Annotated in this window: 13 protein-coding genes; 8 read left to right on the top strand and 5 right to left on the bottom strand. The window is 65.5% G+C overall.

Going from position 1 to position 16302, the window contains the following annotated elements:
• Nucleotides 1-73: 73 nt before the first annotated feature.
• Complete coding sequence (locus B552_RS0118905) at nucleotides 74-2548, top strand: transglycosylase domain-containing protein (protein WP_019450622.1); 2475 nt, start codon at nucleotides 74-76, stop codon at nucleotides 2546-2548.
• A gap of 20 nt (nucleotides 2549-2568) precedes the next feature.
• Here the strand turns inward: B552_RS0118905 and B552_RS27725 are convergent, their stop codons facing one another.
• The 3 genes from B552_RS27725 to B552_RS0118890 form a co-directional block, all read right to left on the bottom strand.
• On the bottom strand, nucleotides 2569-3345 hold the full coding sequence (locus tag B552_RS27725) for an EAL domain-containing protein (RefSeq protein ID WP_019450621.1): 777 nt from the start codon (nucleotides 3343-3345) through the stop codon (nucleotides 2569-2571).
• Nucleotides 3346-3489: 144 nt separating this feature from the next.
• On the bottom strand, nucleotides 3490-4782 hold the full coding sequence (locus B552_RS0118895) for a DUF1501 domain-containing protein (RefSeq protein ID WP_026035814.1): 1293 nt from the start codon (nucleotides 4780-4782) through the stop codon (nucleotides 3490-3492).
• An 18-nt stretch (nucleotides 4783-4800) separates the two neighbouring features.
• Entirely contained in the window at nucleotides 4801-6381 is a 1581-nt protein-coding gene (locus tag B552_RS0118890; RefSeq protein ID WP_019450619.1) for a DUF1800 domain-containing protein, read from the bottom strand.
• 288 nt (nucleotides 6382-6669) lie between these two features.
• On the opposite strand from B552_RS0118890, the gene B552_RS0118885 reads away from it, so the two are divergent.
• The 6 genes from B552_RS0118885 (at nucleotide 6670) to B552_RS0118860 (ending at nucleotide 12684) form a co-directional block, all read left to right on the top strand.
• The gene (locus B552_RS0118885) at nucleotides 6670-7767 is read left to right on the top strand and encodes a substrate-binding domain-containing protein (protein WP_019450618.1); all 1098 of its coding nucleotides are present in this window, start codon (nucleotides 6670-6672) and stop codon (nucleotides 7765-7767) included.
• A 63-nt stretch (nucleotides 7768-7830) separates the two neighbouring features.
• Nucleotides 7831-8853, top strand: coding sequence for an ABC transporter substrate-binding protein (locus B552_RS0118880; RefSeq protein ID WP_019450617.1), 1023 nt, complete (start codon nucleotides 7831-7833; stop codon nucleotides 8851-8853).
• A 6-nt stretch (nucleotides 8854-8859) separates the two neighbouring features.
• On the top strand, nucleotides 8860-9678 hold the full coding sequence (locus tag B552_RS0118875; protein WP_019450616.1) for an ABC transporter permease: 819 nt from the start codon (nucleotides 8860-8862) through the stop codon (nucleotides 9676-9678).
• Between the two features lie 234 nt (nucleotides 9679-9912).
• Nucleotides 9913-10788, top strand: a complete 876-nt coding sequence (locus B552_RS0118870) for an ABC transporter permease subunit (protein WP_019450615.1) — start codon at nucleotides 9913-9915, stop codon at nucleotides 10786-10788.
• On the top strand, nucleotides 10781-11839 hold the full coding sequence (locus B552_RS0118865; RefSeq protein ID WP_019450614.1) for an ABC transporter ATP-binding protein: 1059 nt from the start codon (nucleotides 10781-10783) through the stop codon (nucleotides 11837-11839). Before B552_RS0118870 ends, B552_RS0118865 begins: the two co-directional genes overlap by 8 nt.
• A complete protein-coding gene (locus B552_RS0118860; RefSeq protein WP_019450613.1) occupies nucleotides 11836-12684 on the top strand; it encodes a phosphodiesterase in 849 nt (282 codons plus the stop codon). The genes B552_RS0118865 and B552_RS0118860 overlap by 4 nt, the downstream gene beginning before the upstream one ends.
• 46 nt (nucleotides 12685-12730) lie before the next feature.
• Here the strand turns inward: B552_RS0118860 and B552_RS0118855 are convergent, their stop codons facing one another.
• Nucleotides 12731-13228, bottom strand: coding sequence for a GNAT family N-acetyltransferase (locus B552_RS0118855; protein ID WP_019450612.1), 498 nt, complete (start codon nucleotides 13226-13228; stop codon nucleotides 12731-12733).
• 25 nt (nucleotides 13229-13253) lie between these two features.
• Nucleotides 13254-14753, bottom strand: a complete 1500-nt coding sequence (locus tag B552_RS0118850) for a DUF1254 domain-containing protein (RefSeq protein ID WP_019450611.1) — start codon at nucleotides 14751-14753, stop codon at nucleotides 13254-13256.
• A gap of 217 nt (nucleotides 14754-14970) precedes the next feature.
• Here B552_RS0118850 and B552_RS0118845 point away from each other — a divergent pair, with 217 nt between their 5' ends.
• Nucleotides 14971-16236, top strand: coding sequence for a TIGR03862 family flavoprotein (locus B552_RS0118845; protein WP_051003589.1), 1266 nt, complete (start codon nucleotides 14971-14973; stop codon nucleotides 16234-16236).
• The last annotated feature ends 66 nt before the right edge of the window (nucleotides 16237-16302 follow it).

Genomic DNA, 16302 nt, shown 5'->3' with positions numbered 1-16302 from the left:
TTCACACTTTTCCGAGAACGGCATTTGACAGCCCCGCGACAGTACGTACGCCGGGCCCAGGGTGCCTGCGTCAATGCACCTGGATTCGATCAAGACCTTCATCGCCCCGCGCCTGCTGCAACTGCGTCAGCGTCTGCGCCGACCAACGCGGCGGGAAGCCCTGCTGGCGGTGGCTGCCATCCCGGCACTGGTGCTGCTCTACATCCTGCTGCTGATCCCGTTTACGCCCGGCATCAGCGACATCCGCAAGGCCAAATCCGAGCAGCCGGCCCAGGTGCTGTCGGCCGACGGCAAGGAGATAGCGGTCTATCGCTGGGCCAATCGCGACTGGGTCAAGCTCTCGGAAATCTCGCCAAACGTGGTCGATGCGCTGATCGCCACGGAGGACCACCGCTTCTACCAGCATCACGGGCTGGACTGGCGCCGTACGGCATCGGCCGCGCTGCATACGTTCTCCGGCGACCGCCAGGGCGGTTCCACAATCACGCAGCAGCTCGCCCGCAACCGCTATCCGGACGAAATTGGCCGCGCGCCCACGCTGACGCGCAAGCTCAAGGAAGCGATCACGGCGCTCAAGATCGAGGCGCTGTATTCGAAGGATGAAATCCTCGAAACCTACCTGAACACCGTCCCGTTCCTGTACAACGCGTTCGGCATCGAGATGGCCGCGCGCACGTACTTCGACAAGTCCGCCGACAAGCTGGACGTGCTCGAAGCGGCAACGCTGATCGGCATGCTGAAGGGCAACAGCTACTACAACCCGGTGCTGAACCCCGAGCGTGCGCTGGACCGCCGCAATACCGTGCTGGCGCAGATGGTCAAGCGCGGCAAGCTGGCCCCCGCGCGGTACGAGGTGTTGAAGAAGCGGCCGCTACGCATCGATTTCGAGCGCCAGATCGAGGCCCCCGGCCCGGCGCCCCACTTCGCCCAGCAACTGCGCAAGTGGCTGATCGCCTGGGCCGACCGCAACGACTACAACCTCTATACCGACGGGCTGGTCATTCGCACGACGATCGACTCGCGCCTGCAGTCCATGGCCACCCAGGCACTTGCGCGCCAGGGCAATCAACTGCAGTCGATCGCCAATGCCGCCTGGGCACCGCGCGCCGGCTGGGCCGAGAATCCCGCGCTGGTGCAGGCCTTCGTACGTGAAACGCCGGAGTTCCGCGCTGCCGTCGCAGGCGGCCGGGCCGAAGACGATGCACTGAAGCACCTGATGGCCAACCGGGCGTTCATGCAGGACCTGCGCCAGCAGAAGACGCGCATTCAGGCCGGTTTCATGGCCATCGACCCGACCACCGGCGAGATCAGGGCCTGGGTAGGCAGCCGCGATTTCACCGTGGATGCGTTCGACCACGTGGCCCAGGCGCGCCGCCAGCCCGGCTCCACGTTCAAGCCATTCGTCTATGGCGCTGCTTTCGCGCGCGGGCAGAGTCCCGATGAGACGTTTATCGACCAGCCCGTCGAGATCAAGCTGGCCGGTGGCGAAATCTGGCGCCCCACCGATGATTCGGCGCCCACCGGGCGTGCAATGAGCCTGCGCGACGGCCTGGTCTATTCGAAGAACACGATCACCGCGCAACTGGTGCAGAGCATCGGCGCGGACCGCGTGGCGCAACTGGCCCGCGAGATGGGCGTGCGCGACAGCAAGCTCGAAGCGGTGCCTTCGCTAGCGCTCGGCACAAGCCCGGTGACGCTTAAGGAGATGGTCAGCGCGTACGGCACCATCGCCAACGGCGGGCAGTACATCGCGCCATCGATGGTCACGCGCATCGAGGACCACGATGGCAATGTGCTTGCGCAGTTCCGCCTGCCGTCGCCGCAGCGTGCACTTTCGGCGTCGGCCAACGAAACGCTCGTCGATGTAATGCGTGACGTGATCGACCGCGGCACGGGCACCTCGATCCGTACGCGTTTCGGCATCCGTGCCGACGTGGCCGGCAAGACCGGCACCACGCAGGACAACGCCGATGGCTGGTTCATCCTGATGCATCCCCAGCTCGTGGCGGGTGCATGGGTGGGCTTCAACGATAACCGCGTGACGCTGCGCAGCGACTACTGGGGCCAGGGCGCACACAGCGCACTGCCGATCGTCGGCGATTTCTATCAGCGCGCGCTGCGTGCCCGGATCATCGACCCGCGTGTGCGATTTGCGGAGGTGGACGAGAAGAGCTGGTACTCCGCCATCACCGATCAGGTCAAGGGCTGGTACCAGAAGCTGTTTGCGTCCGGCAAGAAGGAGGAAGCCGCTCCGACACCACGTCCCTCGCCTCGCCGTCCGGCCCTGCCGGAGACCGAGAGCGATGCATTACCGCCGGCCAGCGCACCTGCGACGACGGCAGACAACGGCATGGCACTCGACCCGGGCGAGGTGGTGGAAGCCGCGCCTGATTCGACATCGTCGGCCCTGTCGACTCCGACTGCCTCTCCGGCCGCCCCGGCTTCCCTGCCCTCAGGCCCGGCCGCGCCCGCAGCAGCGCCGCAACCCCCTTCCTCCGCTACAGCCGACTCCACGACGCCGGACGCCGCATCGGCAACAGCACGCTGATACGTTGATGCACTGATGCGCTACGCCTTCACACGCAAGGCGCGCAACGATACGTCTGAAAGCGTCAGCGGCGGCTCGGCCGAAGGACGCCCCAGCAGGTACCCCTGCGCATAATCGATGCCGAGTTCGCGGCATGCAATCAGGTCTTCCACGCGCTCGATACCCTCGGCAACCAGCTTGCTGCCGCTGAGCCTTGCCAGCTTGCATAGTGCGCGCACCGCCTCATGCTGGAAGGTGGAAGTTGCGATGCCATCAATCACCACGCGGGCGATCTTGACGTAGTCGGGCTTCAACGCGATCCACTGGCCCAGGTTCGCATGGCCGGTGCCGTAGTCGTCGAGCGCGAACTGCGCGCCGCGGCTGCGGATCGAAAAGACCGCCTTGGTCAGCGATTCCAGCGATCCCAGCGGCGCCTGCTCGGTCAACTCCAGCACGATCCGGTCCGACTGAATGCCACTGGCTTTCAGGAAGGTGCGCACCTCATCTCGCGTGTCCTCGATATCGCGCAGCGAATCCGCCGAGTAGTTCAGGAACAGCTTGCCCGGCAAGCCCGCTTCGATGAAGGCGGCGATCGCGGTGCGCGCGGCCAGCCGCTCCATGCGCACCAGCGCTCCCGCCCTGGCCGCTTCCGCGAACAGTGCGACGGGATTCTCCAGCGGCGTGCCTGCAGGGCCGCGAATCAGTGCCTCGTACCCGAGGATGTCGCCCGTGGCGAGCGACCCGATCGGTTGGAAAACCGGTCGCAGGTACCTGTGTTCGAGGCAATCGGCAATAGTTGGCGTCAGGGGTCGCGACAAGGCTTTGCACTCAAACTGGCGTTGGACCGTGCGGATCTTGCAGTGGGAAAATCCGCTCCCACCGCAAACTATCGGCACATCACCACCGCCCCTTGAGCCCCGCCACACCCCACTTGCCGGGGGCACACGCCGGCGCGCGGCGTGCTACACCAGTCCGATGTCCCGCGCCCGGCTGCCCGGAAAAACCTGCGCCAGACGGCTGTCGTCCAGCCCGTACAGCCGGCGGAATACCCCACCGAGCACAGCGCGATAGTCGTTCAGCACCGGATAGTCCCGGCTCTGATTGAGCGTGGACGGCGACACCGCCACCTGTTCGCCGACGATGCGCCCACCACGCACATTGCCCCCCGCCACCCAGTACACCGTCCCGTGGCCGTGGTCGGTGCCGCGCGTGCCGTTCTCGCGGAACGTGCGACCAAACTCGGAAATCGCCACGACCGTGGTATTGCGCCACGCCGGGCCAATTTCCTCGGCGAACCCGGCAAGACCGCGCCCCAGGTTGTCCAGCAGGTTGGCAAGCTGGCCCTGCGCCCCGCCCTGGTTGACGTGCGTGTCCCAACCGCCTACGTCGATAAAGCCGATATTGAACTTGTCGCGCATCAGTCCGGCCATGCGGCGCGCTTCCTGTTCGAAGCCACGCGCACTGAGCGCCCGCCGGTTGGCCGCCTGCATTTCCTGCATGCGGCCCGACATCGATTCCCCTTCCGCGCTGTGCATCGCGGCCTCATGCTGCCGCATCGCCTCGGCCTGCTCCGCAACGGTCTGCCGCAGATCGAACCCCTCGGCGATCAGTGACTCGAAGCGCGTGCCCTTGTACATCTGCGCCAGCACCTGGGTCTGGTGCGCATCGAACGGCGTGCGGCCCGTGCCTTTCAGCGATACGTTCGGCACGTTGGCGCCCCCCGACATCACCATCGGCAGCCCATCGGTGAACGCCACCGGCGCGGCCAGGCCACCCATCGACTGAGCGAGCCGGTTCAGGAAACCACTGCCGCGCGGGACACCTCCGGCGTGCCCGTCCCCAGCCAGCCCGGCTTCGATGCCGTCCTGCGTTTCGAAATGGCTGCGCGACATGTCGCTGGTGCCGGCAAACGGGATGAAGGCGAGCTGCTGGCGCTGCCACATCGGCAGCATCGTGGCGCCAAGCGCCGGGTGCAGCGCCCACCCATCGACCGACAGCGGCAGCGCCGCGGCCGGGTCCGGCGCAGCGCCATCCGCCACCGGACGGCGAATGGCGATGGTGGGCCGCGACTGATAGTAGAAATCGCTGCCCGTCGGCACCAGCACGTTGGCCGCATCGTAGCCGCCGCGCAGGAATACCAGCAGGAAACGCGCATCCGCCTGAGCCGGCAGCGCGAACACGCGCGACGTCACCGTCGGCAGCGTCAGCGCGAGCCCCGTACTCCCCATGGCCTTGAGCCAATCACGTCGATTCATGACACGCTCCTTGCGCATTCAACGTTGCATCCATTCCGGGGAACTGAGCAGCACGGTGTTCCACTCCTGCTGCGATCCGGCTTGCGCCAGCGCGCCACGCGTGGCGGGGCCCAGCGTGGCCTCGATCGTGTCGTAGAACATGCGGCTGTTCGGCATCGGGAAGCCACGCCGCTGCGTGGGCTGGCCGTCGTCGCCGCTGAACAGCCCGGCCGGACCGCTGCCAATGGCCCGCGCGATTTCAAAGCGTCGAACCAGTTGCCCGGAGCTGGCCCATGCGCTCTCGGCAGAAGGATATCCGTCGGGGGCAACATGCCCGTACAGCGGCTCGCCAAGCTGATTGAGCCAGTTGATCACCGGGCGCAGGTTCGTGACCGGACGGCCGTCATAGGCCAGCCGCATCGACGACACCACGAACACCATTGGATCCTTGAACTTGCGTGCGCCATGAGGCGTTGTGCTGTCGAACTCCTTCGACAGCAGCATCGTCCGCAGCACCGCGCCGATATCGCCATCGGTACGCGTAAACGTGGCGGCCATGCGATCAACCAGCGACTGCGGTGGCGCATCGGACACGAAGTACGTCGCCAGCTTCATCGAGATAAAGCGCGCCGTGGCCGGGTCGCGCGACAGGATAGCCACCGCCCGCTCCACTTCACCAAAGCCAGTCGGTTCGATCCGCTGACCCATAAGCGTCTTGGGCCCGAAGTCATGGCGGTTCGGATTGAATTCGAACAGCCCGTCGCTGCGATACAGCGCCGCGCGCGCCGGCCCGAGCCTTGGCGGCTCGCCGCGCACGTTCACGCCCAGCCCCGTCAGCACGCGCGCCAGTTCCTGTACGTCCTGCTGCGTATAGTGAGACCCACTGGCGCCGCCCGACACGCCCAGCGTGTGCAGTTCCATCAATTCGCGGGCGTAGTTCTCGTTGATGTGATTGACCGCGCTCTGCGCGTTGTCGAGGTATTCAAGCATGGCCGGCGCGGTCACGGTCGCCATCACCAGATCGCGGAACTTGCCCAGCGCGTGCGGCCGGATCGTGCGCTCCTCGTAGTCGGGCAGCGCCAGCCTGACCTGCCCCTTGCCGGCATAGACGCTGAAGTGGTTCATCCAGAACCACGTCATCTGCTCGCGCAACTGGCCCGGCGAATACAACGCGCGCAGCAGGTGGCGGCGCTCCGTATCCAGCACAAGGTCACGCCCCTGGCGATTGAGCGCCTGACGTGCCTGCTGCTTTTCGGTCTCGTCGGTCAGCGCGTTGATGCGCTGGCGTTCGGTGCGCACCACCTGCAACCGCTGCGCGGCATCGCCCTGGCTGATCTCCAGCGTGGAGATGGCGGCCGCCACCGGCTGCGGGTCGGCCATCGGCATGCGCAACTGCTCCTCCAGGTAGCGCTCCCGCCCGACAGCCTGCAGATGCTGCACGCTGGCCTGGTCCGCGCCAAAGCTGACGGTGTTCAGCCAGCGCAGGTCAGCCGCCGTCAGGTTTCCCTGCGGGGCAGCGCCTGACGGTGGCGTCTGGGCGCAGGCCGCCAGGATTGTGGTCATCGCCAGCAGTGCCAGCGGGCGCCGCCACTTCTGCGCGCGCGATTTGGGGGTGATCATGGGGGCGCCCTTTCGTGTTTCCTGGAGGGAATGCCGGTTTGACGCTTGACCGGCGCAACGGTTGACCGTGGAGCGTGGCAACACTGTTACCAAAACTTTCGCCTGCGCGCCTGTCATCGCCAAGTCACACATGCCCGCGAAAATCCGGGGCAATAACAGGCGCAGGGTCCGGGCCGCACCGCATCGCCGATGCGGCATCGCAACAACGGAAAACCTTGACGTCTGATTTTTCGGCGCTTCAATGAAAACGTTTTCATCATAGCGCGCCCCCAACCGACGAGGAAGCCCATGTCGACGTCCCGCCGATCCGTGTTGCCCAGCATCGCCCCCGCCGAACCGGGCCATGGCGTGACGCTGGCCGACGTAGCGCTGGCGGCGAAGGTATCGCTGGCCACGGCGTCACGCGTGTTCAGTCATCCCCAGCTTGTGCGCGAGGCCACGGCACAGCGCGTGCATGACGCCGCGAAGCGGCTCTCGTTCCGCCCCAACCTGCTTGGTTCCAAGCTTCGCGCGCAGCAGACGCGCATCCTCGGCGTGATGCTGCCCACGCTGGAGAATGCCGTGTTTGCCGAGTGCTGGCGCGGCATCGAGGAAGAGGCCATGGCCTCGGGATACTCGCTGATGCTTGTGACAAGCGGCTATGACCCTGCGCGCGAGCGCGAGCGGATCGAGTACCTGCTGCGCCATCGCGTCGACGGCATGGTGCTGACCGTGGCCGACGCCGCCGACAGCATCGTGCTGGATCAGCTGGACCGCGAGTCCGTGCCATATGTGCTCGCGTACAACCAGGTGTCGCACCATGTGTCACCACAGGGCACGCCGCGCGGCCGGTATTCGGTATCGGTGGACAACCGCGCCAGCGCGTGCGAGGGCGTCAAGGCGCTGATCGCCGCAGGCCATCGGCGCATCGTGGTGGTCTCCGGCGCGTTCATGGCCTCCGACCGCGCCCGCCAGCGATTTGCGGGCTATGAGGATGCCATGCGGGCGCACGGGCTGGCGCCGCTCGCACCGGTCTGCCTGCCATCGCACACGGCCAGCAACGCCGCGCAGATTCGCGAGTTGATGGCCCATGCCGATACCCCTACCGCCTTCTTCTGCACCAACGATCTGCTCGCCATCGGCGTGATCTCCGATCTCAAGCGCCTGGGCCTGCGCGTGCCGCGCGACGTCTCCGTGCTCGGCTACGACGGCATCGCGCTGGGCGCACTGGTGGAGCCGCCGTTGGCCACCGTGGTGCAGCCGAACTCCGAAATTGGCGCGCAAGCCGTACGGCAGCTTCTGCACCGGCTCAAGCATCGCAACACGATCCACGATGACGCAGCAGAAGGCGCCTTCCTGCTGCCACACATACTGCGCGTCGCCGGTACCGTCGGCGCGCCGCCATAGATCCTGCCAACAAGCGTTTCACGCATTTCCCGCCGTCCCATCATCTCAACCAGGGAGCTTTACATGTCGACGCAATCCTTCTGGCGCCGTCCGCTGCGCTGGCTGGCCATCACCGCAACCGCCGCGGCCTTCAGCCAGGGCGTGGCCGCACAAACCGCCATCTGCTACAACTGCCCGCCCGAATGGGCCGACTGGGCCGCGCAGATCCGCGCGATCAAGGAAAAAACCGGCGTCACCGTGCCGCTCGACAACAAAAACTCGGGCCAGTCGCTGGCGCAGCTGGTAGCGGAGCGTGCCAGCCCGGTGGCCGACGTGACCTACCTTGGCGTGACGTTTGGCATCCAGGCCAAGGCCGATGGCGTGACGCAGCCGTACAAGCCGGCTAACTGGAACGATATTCCCGATGGCCTGAAGGACCCGCAGGGCAACTGGTTCGCCATTCACTCGGGCACGCTCGGCTTCATGGTCAACGTGGACGCGCTGCGCGGCAAACCGGTGCCGCAGTCGTGGGCCGACCTGCTCAAGCCCGAGTACAAGGGCCTGATCGGCTATCTCGATCCAGCCAGCGCGTTTGTCGGCTACGTCGGCGCCGTCGCCGTCAACCAGGCGATGGGCGGCACGCTCGACAACTTCGGTCCGGCCTTCAAGTACTTCCGCGAACTGCAGAAGAACCAGCCGATCGTGCCGAAGCAGACCGCCTATGCGCGCGTGCTGTCGGGCGAGATTCCTATCCTGCTGGACTATGACTTCAACGCCTATCGCGCGAAATACAAGGATCACGCCAACGTGGCCTTCGTGATTCCGAAGGAAGGCACGCTGGTTGTCCCGTACGTGATGAGCCTGGTCAACAACGCGCCGCACGCCACGGAAGGCCGCAAGGTGCTCGACTTCGTGCTGTCCGACCAGGGCCAGGCGCTGTGGGCCAACGCCTACCTGCGCCCGGTGCGTAACGTGCCGATGCCAAAGGACGTTCAGTCGCGCTTCCTGCCTGCCGCCGAGTACGCACGCGCCAAGCCGGTGGACTTCGGCAAGATGGCGCAGGTGCAGAAGGGCTTCAGCGAGCAGTACCTGAAGGAAGTCCGCTGATACACCATGACCAGACGATCCCCCGCCCTGTTCCTGTTCGCGCTGCCAGCGCTCGTCGTATTCCTGGCGTTCTTCTGCCTGCCGATGGCGCGGCTGATCGAAGTCAGCCTGACCGGCAAGGACGGCGCGGGGGTCTACTGGACCGTCCTGACCAGCTCGCGCTACCTGCATAGCCTGATGGTGACCGTGCTGCTGTCCGCACTGGTCACGTTCGCCACGCTGGTGATTGCGGGCATTTCCGGCACGTTCCTGCAGCGCCATCCGGTGCCGGGCAAGCCGGTGCTGGTGGCGATGCTCACGTTTCCGCTGGCCTTCCCGGGCGTGGTGATCGGCTTCATGGTCATCATGCTCGGCGGCCGCAACGGCCTGCTGGCATCGATCGGCGATCTGCTGGTGGGCGACCGCTGGACCTTTGCCTACGGGCTGACCGGCCTGTTCGTCGGCTACCTGTATTTTTCGATTCCTCGCGTGATCCTGACCGTGATGGCGGCCGTCGAGAAACTCGATACCTCGCTGGAAGAAGCCGCGCGTTCGCTCGGCGCCAGCCGCTGGCATGTGGTGCGCGACGTGATGCTGCCCGCGCTGATGCCAGCCATGCTGTCGAGCGGCGCCATCTGCTTTGCCACCAGCATGGGCGCGTTCGGCACGGCGTTCACGCTGGCCACACAGCTCGATGTGCTGCCGCTGACGATCTACAACGAATTCACGAACTACGCGAACTTCGGCATGGCCGCGGCCCTGTCGATCCTGCTTGGTGCAGTCACGTGGCTGCTGCTGGCGTTGGCGCGCTGGTACTCCGGCGACGCCGTCGCCGCCACAGCCTAGGAGGCACTATCAAAATGATTCTGGCGTCGTTGCGCGGCCTTGCCGTACCACTTGTACTGTCTGCGGCCGCGCCCTTGCAGGGCGCGCATGTGCTCGTAGGCACATGCCGTTACGCAGGCGGCTCGCACGCGAGCCGAAACCCCTGCTTCACCCTAGCCAGAACCGCTTCGCTTCATTTTGATAGCGCCTCCCCAAAGCTCCCTGTGTCCCAATGAGCCCACCTGAGGACCACTGATGACCTCACAACCCCGCCGCGCTGCCTACTGGCTGCAACTGGCGCTCACGCTTGCGGTCTGCGCGTTCATGACGGTGCCCGTGGTGCTGTCCGTGCTGGCCGGCCTGACCAACAATATCTTCATCGGCGTCTCCAGCGGCCTGACCACGCGCTGGCTGCTCGAAGTCTGGTCGCTGTATCGCAACACGATCTTCCTGTCGCTGGGTATTGCGCTGGCCTGCCTGGCCTGCACGCTCGTGATCGGCGTGCCCGCCGCCTACTACATGGCACTGCGGCGCAATCGCGTGACGCGGCTGATCGAGGAATTGCTGATGCTGCCCGTCGCCGTGCCCGGGCTGGCCACGGCGCTGGGCCTGATCCTGCTTTACGGCGGCTGGCAGGCCCTGCGCACAAGCTGGGTGTTCATCCTGATCGGCCACGTGCTGTTCACGCTGCCGTTCATGGTGCGGTCGGTGCTGGCCATTCTGTCAGCCATCGACATCCGCACGCTGGAGGACGCCGCCGCCAGCCTTGGCGCCACGCGCCTGCAGCGCTTCTTTACGGTGGTGCTGCCCAACTGCCGCCAGGGCATCCTGGCTGGCGCGCTGATGGTGGTGACGCTGTCCGTCGGCGAATTCAACCTGACCTGGATGCTCCATACGCCCACTACGCAGACGCTGCCCGTGGGGCTGGCCGACAGTTATGCATCGATGCGGCTCGAAATTGGCTCGGCCTACACCATTGTGTTCTTCGTGATGATCATTCCGCTGCTGGTGTTCATGCAGACGTTGAGCGCCATGGGCGCACGTGCGCGCCGCCATGCGCCCCAAACGGAAGCCGCGCCCGCGATATCGCCCGCAGCCGCGCCCCAACCCGCCGAGACCCGCCATGCATGAGCCAACAACGATCCGCCTGCGCCATTGCGCCAAGACCTTTGCCGATGGGACGACGGCGCTCCAGCCGCTCGATCTCGATATCGGCGCCGCGGAAACCGTGGTGCTGCTCGGGCCATCGGGCTGCGGCAAGACCACGACGCTGCGCATCATCGCCGGTTTGGAACAGCCCGACGCGGGCGGCGAAGTCTGGTTTGGCGATACCCCCGTCACCAACCAGCCCATCGAGCAGCGTGGAGTCGGCATGGTGTTCCAGAACTATGCACTGTTCCCGAACATGACCGTGGCCGAGAACATCGCCTACGGCCTGCGCGTGCGGCGAACCGATGCCGCCACGCGCCGCCGGCGCGTCGATGACATGCTGGCGATGATGCATCTGGGGCCGTTCGCCGACCGCCGCATCGGCCAGCTTTCTGGTGGCCAGCGCCAGCGCGTAGCACTGGCGCGCGCCATCGCCGTACAGCCGCGCGTGCTGCTGCTCGATGAACCGCTGACCGCGCTTGACGCCAAGCTCCGCGACGCGCTGCGCGCCGACATCAACCAACTTCTGCGCAGCCTGCATATCACCGCCGTCTACGTGACGCACGACCAGGCCGAGGCAATGGCGCTGGGCGACCGCATCATCGTGATGGAAAAGGGGCGCATCGCGCAGGCCGGCACGCCGCAGGAGATCTACCGCGCGCCTGCCAACGCGTTCGTGGCCGACTTCATCGGCACGATGAACCACCTGCCGGCAATGGCCGAAGCGGGCCGCTGGCGCGTGCCGGGCGGAACCGTGCCGATGGGCCCGCCCGCTGATGCGCCGGTATCGGCCTCTGCACGCCTGATGTTCCGCCCGGAGGACGTGGCGCTTGCGCATGCGGACCACGCACATGTGGAAGGCACGATCGTCACCGCGCTGTTCCTCGGCAACCATACCCGTCTGCTGGTGGATGTGGGCGCCACGCAGCCGCTGATCGTTGATACCGCTCGCCGCGATGCGTGGCGGGCTGGCGAACGCATCGGCCTGCGCATCGATACCGACCACCTGATTACGCTTCCCGAGGCCGCATGAACAGCACAGCCCCCTACCTGGTCGCGCAACTGACCGATCTGCATATCAAGGCAGGCGGCAAGCTCTCATACCGGCTGGTGGACACCGCCGGCGCGCTGCATACCGCCATCGACACCTTGCTGGCCGCGCCGCAACAGCCGGACATCGTCATCGTGACCGGCGATCTGGTCGATTTCGGCAGCGAGCCCGAATACCGCTTCCTGCGCGACATCCTGCAGCGCCTGCCGATGCCGGTCCGGCTGCTGCCCGGCAATCACGATCACCGCCAGTCGCTGCGCAGCGTGTTCATCGACCACGACTATCTTTTCGCGAATGGCGATGGCGACGCGCCGGTTCATTACGCGATCGATGCCGGGCCATTGCGGCTGGTGGGCTTTGACTGCACGGTGCCGGGCAAGCCGGGCGGCCGCGCCGACGATGCAGGGCTGGCGTGGCTTGATGCGGCACTATCGGCCGAACGGGTTCGCGCGACGCTGGTGATGCTGCATCATCCACCGTTTTATACCGGCATCGGCCACATGGACGTTCAGGGCCTTGAGAATGCCGCCGCGTTCGAGAGCGTCATCGCGCGCCATCCTCAGGTGGAGCGCGTCGTCTGTGGCCACCTGCACCGCCATATCACGCGCCGATTCGGCGGCACCATCGCCATGACGGCACCGGGCCCCGCGCATCAGGTCGCGCTGGACCTTGACCCGGACGCGGCGTCGCGCTTCCGGATGGAGCCGCCGGGGTACCTGCTGCACTGGTGGCATCCGGTCCATGGCCTGGTGACGCATCTGGCTGCCAGCGGCGACTATGGCGCGCTGCATCCGTTCTACGACGCGAGCGGGAAGTTGATTGACTGACTGATTGACGGATTGAGCGCGCTCGCGGTTCGCGCTCTTTCTCGACTCAAAGCAGCTTGCGGTAGACGACGAACCCCGACTTCTCGGCGACGGTGTCGTACAGACGCATGGCAGTCGTATTGGTTTCGTGTGTCTGCCAGTAGACCCGTTCCACGCGCATGGCCTTTGCACGCGCGTAGACCGCCTCGATCAGGCGCCGTGCTACGCCCTTTCCTCTTGCCGCCTCGGCGGTGAAAAGATCCTGCAGATAGCAGTTCGGATGCAGCTGGATCGTGCTTCGATGCAGCAGAAAATGCACCAGCCCAACCACCTCGCCCGCTTGCTCTGCAACCAGCGCGTGCATTGGCTCGTATGCGTCGAAGAAGCGTGACCACGTGGTGAGCGTGATTTCCGCCGGCAGCGCAGTAGCACCATGCCGGCCGTAGAACTTGTTATACCCGTCCCAGAGCACTTTCCAGGCAGCAAAGTCCCCGGGCTCGACCGCGCGGATAGTCACAGGGGTTGGGTCGGCGGTTGGGTCGGCGGTTGGGTCGGTTTTTTGCATGATTCCAGAAGAAAGGAGCCGGTGCTTACTTGAGCTTGACGACGTCAGACGGCTTCCAGGTCTTGTCGAAGAACGGCTGCGTCGGTCCGTACAGGCGCAGGATCACGAAGTAGCCCTTGCCCGGCAGCGTCTTGAGCCAGTTCTTGCCTGCCCCCGGCGAGGTCGGCCCGAAATAGAGGTCGGTGGAGCCATCCGCGTTCTGCACCGGCTTGTCCATCGTGTTGATCGACGGGAACGGCTGGCCGTTGTCGACGCCCGACGAGGTCAGCGCGTCATAAATGGAGACGGACCAGAAAAGCGCAGCAGGTACGTCCTTGGGCAGCGTGACCTTGTACCGGTTGCCGCCGCTCAGGAAGTTGCCATCGGCATCGACAAAGGTCGTCGGGTACTTGGCGCCCACCTTGACCATGGTGACCGCCATGCCTGGGCTCGCGGAATAGGCGTTGGTAAAGAAGCCGGTACGGGGGTCGATGTAGTTGAAGGTCTCGGCCGTAAACGTGGCGTTGCCCGGGAATACGTTGAGCCAGCGACGGTCGCCGTACCACGTGCCATCGTCCACGATCGTCTGCGGAGACGATGAGATGGCATGGCCCATCCTGAATGCCGTGCGGGCGGCCTTGTCCAGCAGAGCACGCTGTTTGGCGTCAGGCGCGAAGTCCTTGCCCTTGATGATGCCGAGCGCAGCGAGCATGCCCCGCATTTCCATGTCTTGCGGGTCGGCGTACTCATGCGCGATAAAGCGGCCGAGCATGTCGAATGCGGACCCATCGCGCGGATAGAGCATGTTGACAGGCACGCCCGAGGCATTCGGGAACTGCATCGGGCGTGCGCTGGCTTCCTTGCCAAGCGGATAGATGCGAGTCTGCTCCATCACCTTGACGGGCGCCTCCAGTAACTTGGGGTCCTGGAAGAATCCGCGCCAGAATACGAACACGCCGTACGTGCGCGAGCGCATCGGTATGTAGCCCGATGGAATTTCGCCACGGAAATCAGGCGGCAGGAGCAGGTACTTGCCACCCTTGCCCTTGTCCGGGCCGGGAAGGCCCACGTCCCCGCACCACTTGCGGCCCTCGAACTCTCCTTCGGTACAGATCGGCCGCTGGAAGAAATCGTCCAGGATGCCCTGCAGGCCAGGCGGCACCTCGATCACCATCGGGCCATCGTCCTTCAGATCCAGGTAACCCATTGCGTAGATCACGTCGGAATTGGGCGTGGTGACCTGGGTCTTGGCGTTCAGCCGGTCCTTCCAGATCGGCAGTACGTTGTACCCCTTGCCGAACGCCTTTTCCGAGCCCTCTTTCATGCCGTACATGTTCAGGGCTGGCAATGCCCAGATGTACGACTGCACCGCACGCTGGAAATAAAGCTCGTCCTTCAGCGCCGAGATGCCCTGGGCCGTGGGGTAGCCACCTTGCATTGGTGTGTTTGCGATGGCGTCGTACCTCGACGTCTGGCCGTAGGCGGTGCCTGCAAGCCCCGCCGCCAATTGAAGCGCTACTGCCACCCGGATCAACTTCTGCCGCATCTCTGTTCTCTCCTGCACCGAGCGCACGCCAGAAGATGTCCGGGTGCGCCAGGCGCTCCATGATCAGTGGATGCTATCGACAATGGAGAAAGCAGTGAATTCAGTACTTTAGTGCCCCGACATGAACAAATTCGTCGCGGCTCGCCAGCGGGCACGAAAATGGCTGACAGCTTGGCTACGCTTATAATTCGCCCGCCTCCCGCCATCGCCTTGTTCCATGCCCGCTGTCTCTTCCGCCCATCCCGCCCGCCACCATGGCGCCATTGTTATTGGCGGCGGCCCGGCCGGTCTCATGGCGGCCGAGATGCTCGCCGCGCAGGGTATTTCGGTGAATATCTACGACGCCATGCCATCGGTTGGACGCAAGTTCCTGATGGCTGGCAAGGGCGGCATGAATATCACCCACTCCGAAGCGGCCGACGCATTCCTGCGCCGCTATGGCACGCGCGCGGACCGGATTGGCCCGTTGCTCGACATCTTCGACGCCGACAAACTGCGCGCGTGGGTCCATGCGTTGGGCATCGATACCTTCGTCGGCAGCTCGGGGCGCGTGTTTCCCACTGATATGAAAGCCGCGCCGCTGCTGCGCGCGTGGCTTCATCGGCTACGCGAATCGGGGGTACGTCTTCACGTACGGCACCGCTGGATCGGCTTCTCGGAATCCGTCGATGGCTGGCACGTGCTGCGCTTTGCCACCCGGGACGGCGAGATCGAGGTAGCGGCACGCGCCGTGGTACTGGCGCTCGGTGGCGGTAGCTGGGCGCGTCTCGGGTCCGATGGCGCCTGGATGCCGATGCTGGCGGCGCGCGGGGTGGACGTGGCTCCGCTGCGGCCCGCCAACTGCGGCTTCGATATCGAATGGAGCGAGGTGTTTCGTTCGCAGCACGCGGGCGAGCCAGTGAAGTCCGTGGCGATCGGCGTCACCACGGTCGATGGCGAGACATTGCACCGGCAGGGAGAATTCGTTATCAGCGAATCCGGCATCGAAGGCAGCCTGGTCTATGCGCTGTCCGCACCGATTCGCGACCTGATCGACACAAACGGCTTCGCCACCATCACGCTGGACCTGGCACCGGGGCGCTCGGCCGAGGACGTTGCCGCCGAGATCGGACGGCCGCGCGGCTCGCGCTCGGTGTCCAGCCATCTGCAGAGCCGGCTCGGCATTACCGGCGTCAAGGCGCGAATACTGCGCGAGATCCTGACCAAGGAAGCGATGCATGACCCCGTGGCGCTGGCTGCGGCCATCAAGGCGCTGCCACTGCGGCTGGTTCGCGCGCGGCCAATCGACGAAGTCATCAGCACGGCGGGCGGTGTCCGTTTCGAGGCGATGGATGCCCGGCTGATGCTGACCGCGATGCCAGGCGTGTTCTGTGCGGGAGAGATGCTGGACTGGGAAGCGCCGACCGGCGGCTATCTGCTGACGGCCTGCTTCGCCAGCGGGCGGGTTGCCGGGCTGGGAGCCGCAGAGTACTTGCAGGCCTGACGCCCCGCCCGAGCATGGCCCCGAGGCGGGGCAGTATACTTTCGCCCTTCGTCTATCGCCACGCAC

The organism is Cupriavidus sp. BIS7 (assembly GCF_000292345.1).
Lineage (GTDB): Bacteria > Pseudomonadota > Gammaproteobacteria > Burkholderiales > Burkholderiaceae > Cupriavidus.
Note: the sequence above shows the minus strand (reverse complement) of the source record. Positions and strands in the feature narration are given on the sequence as shown.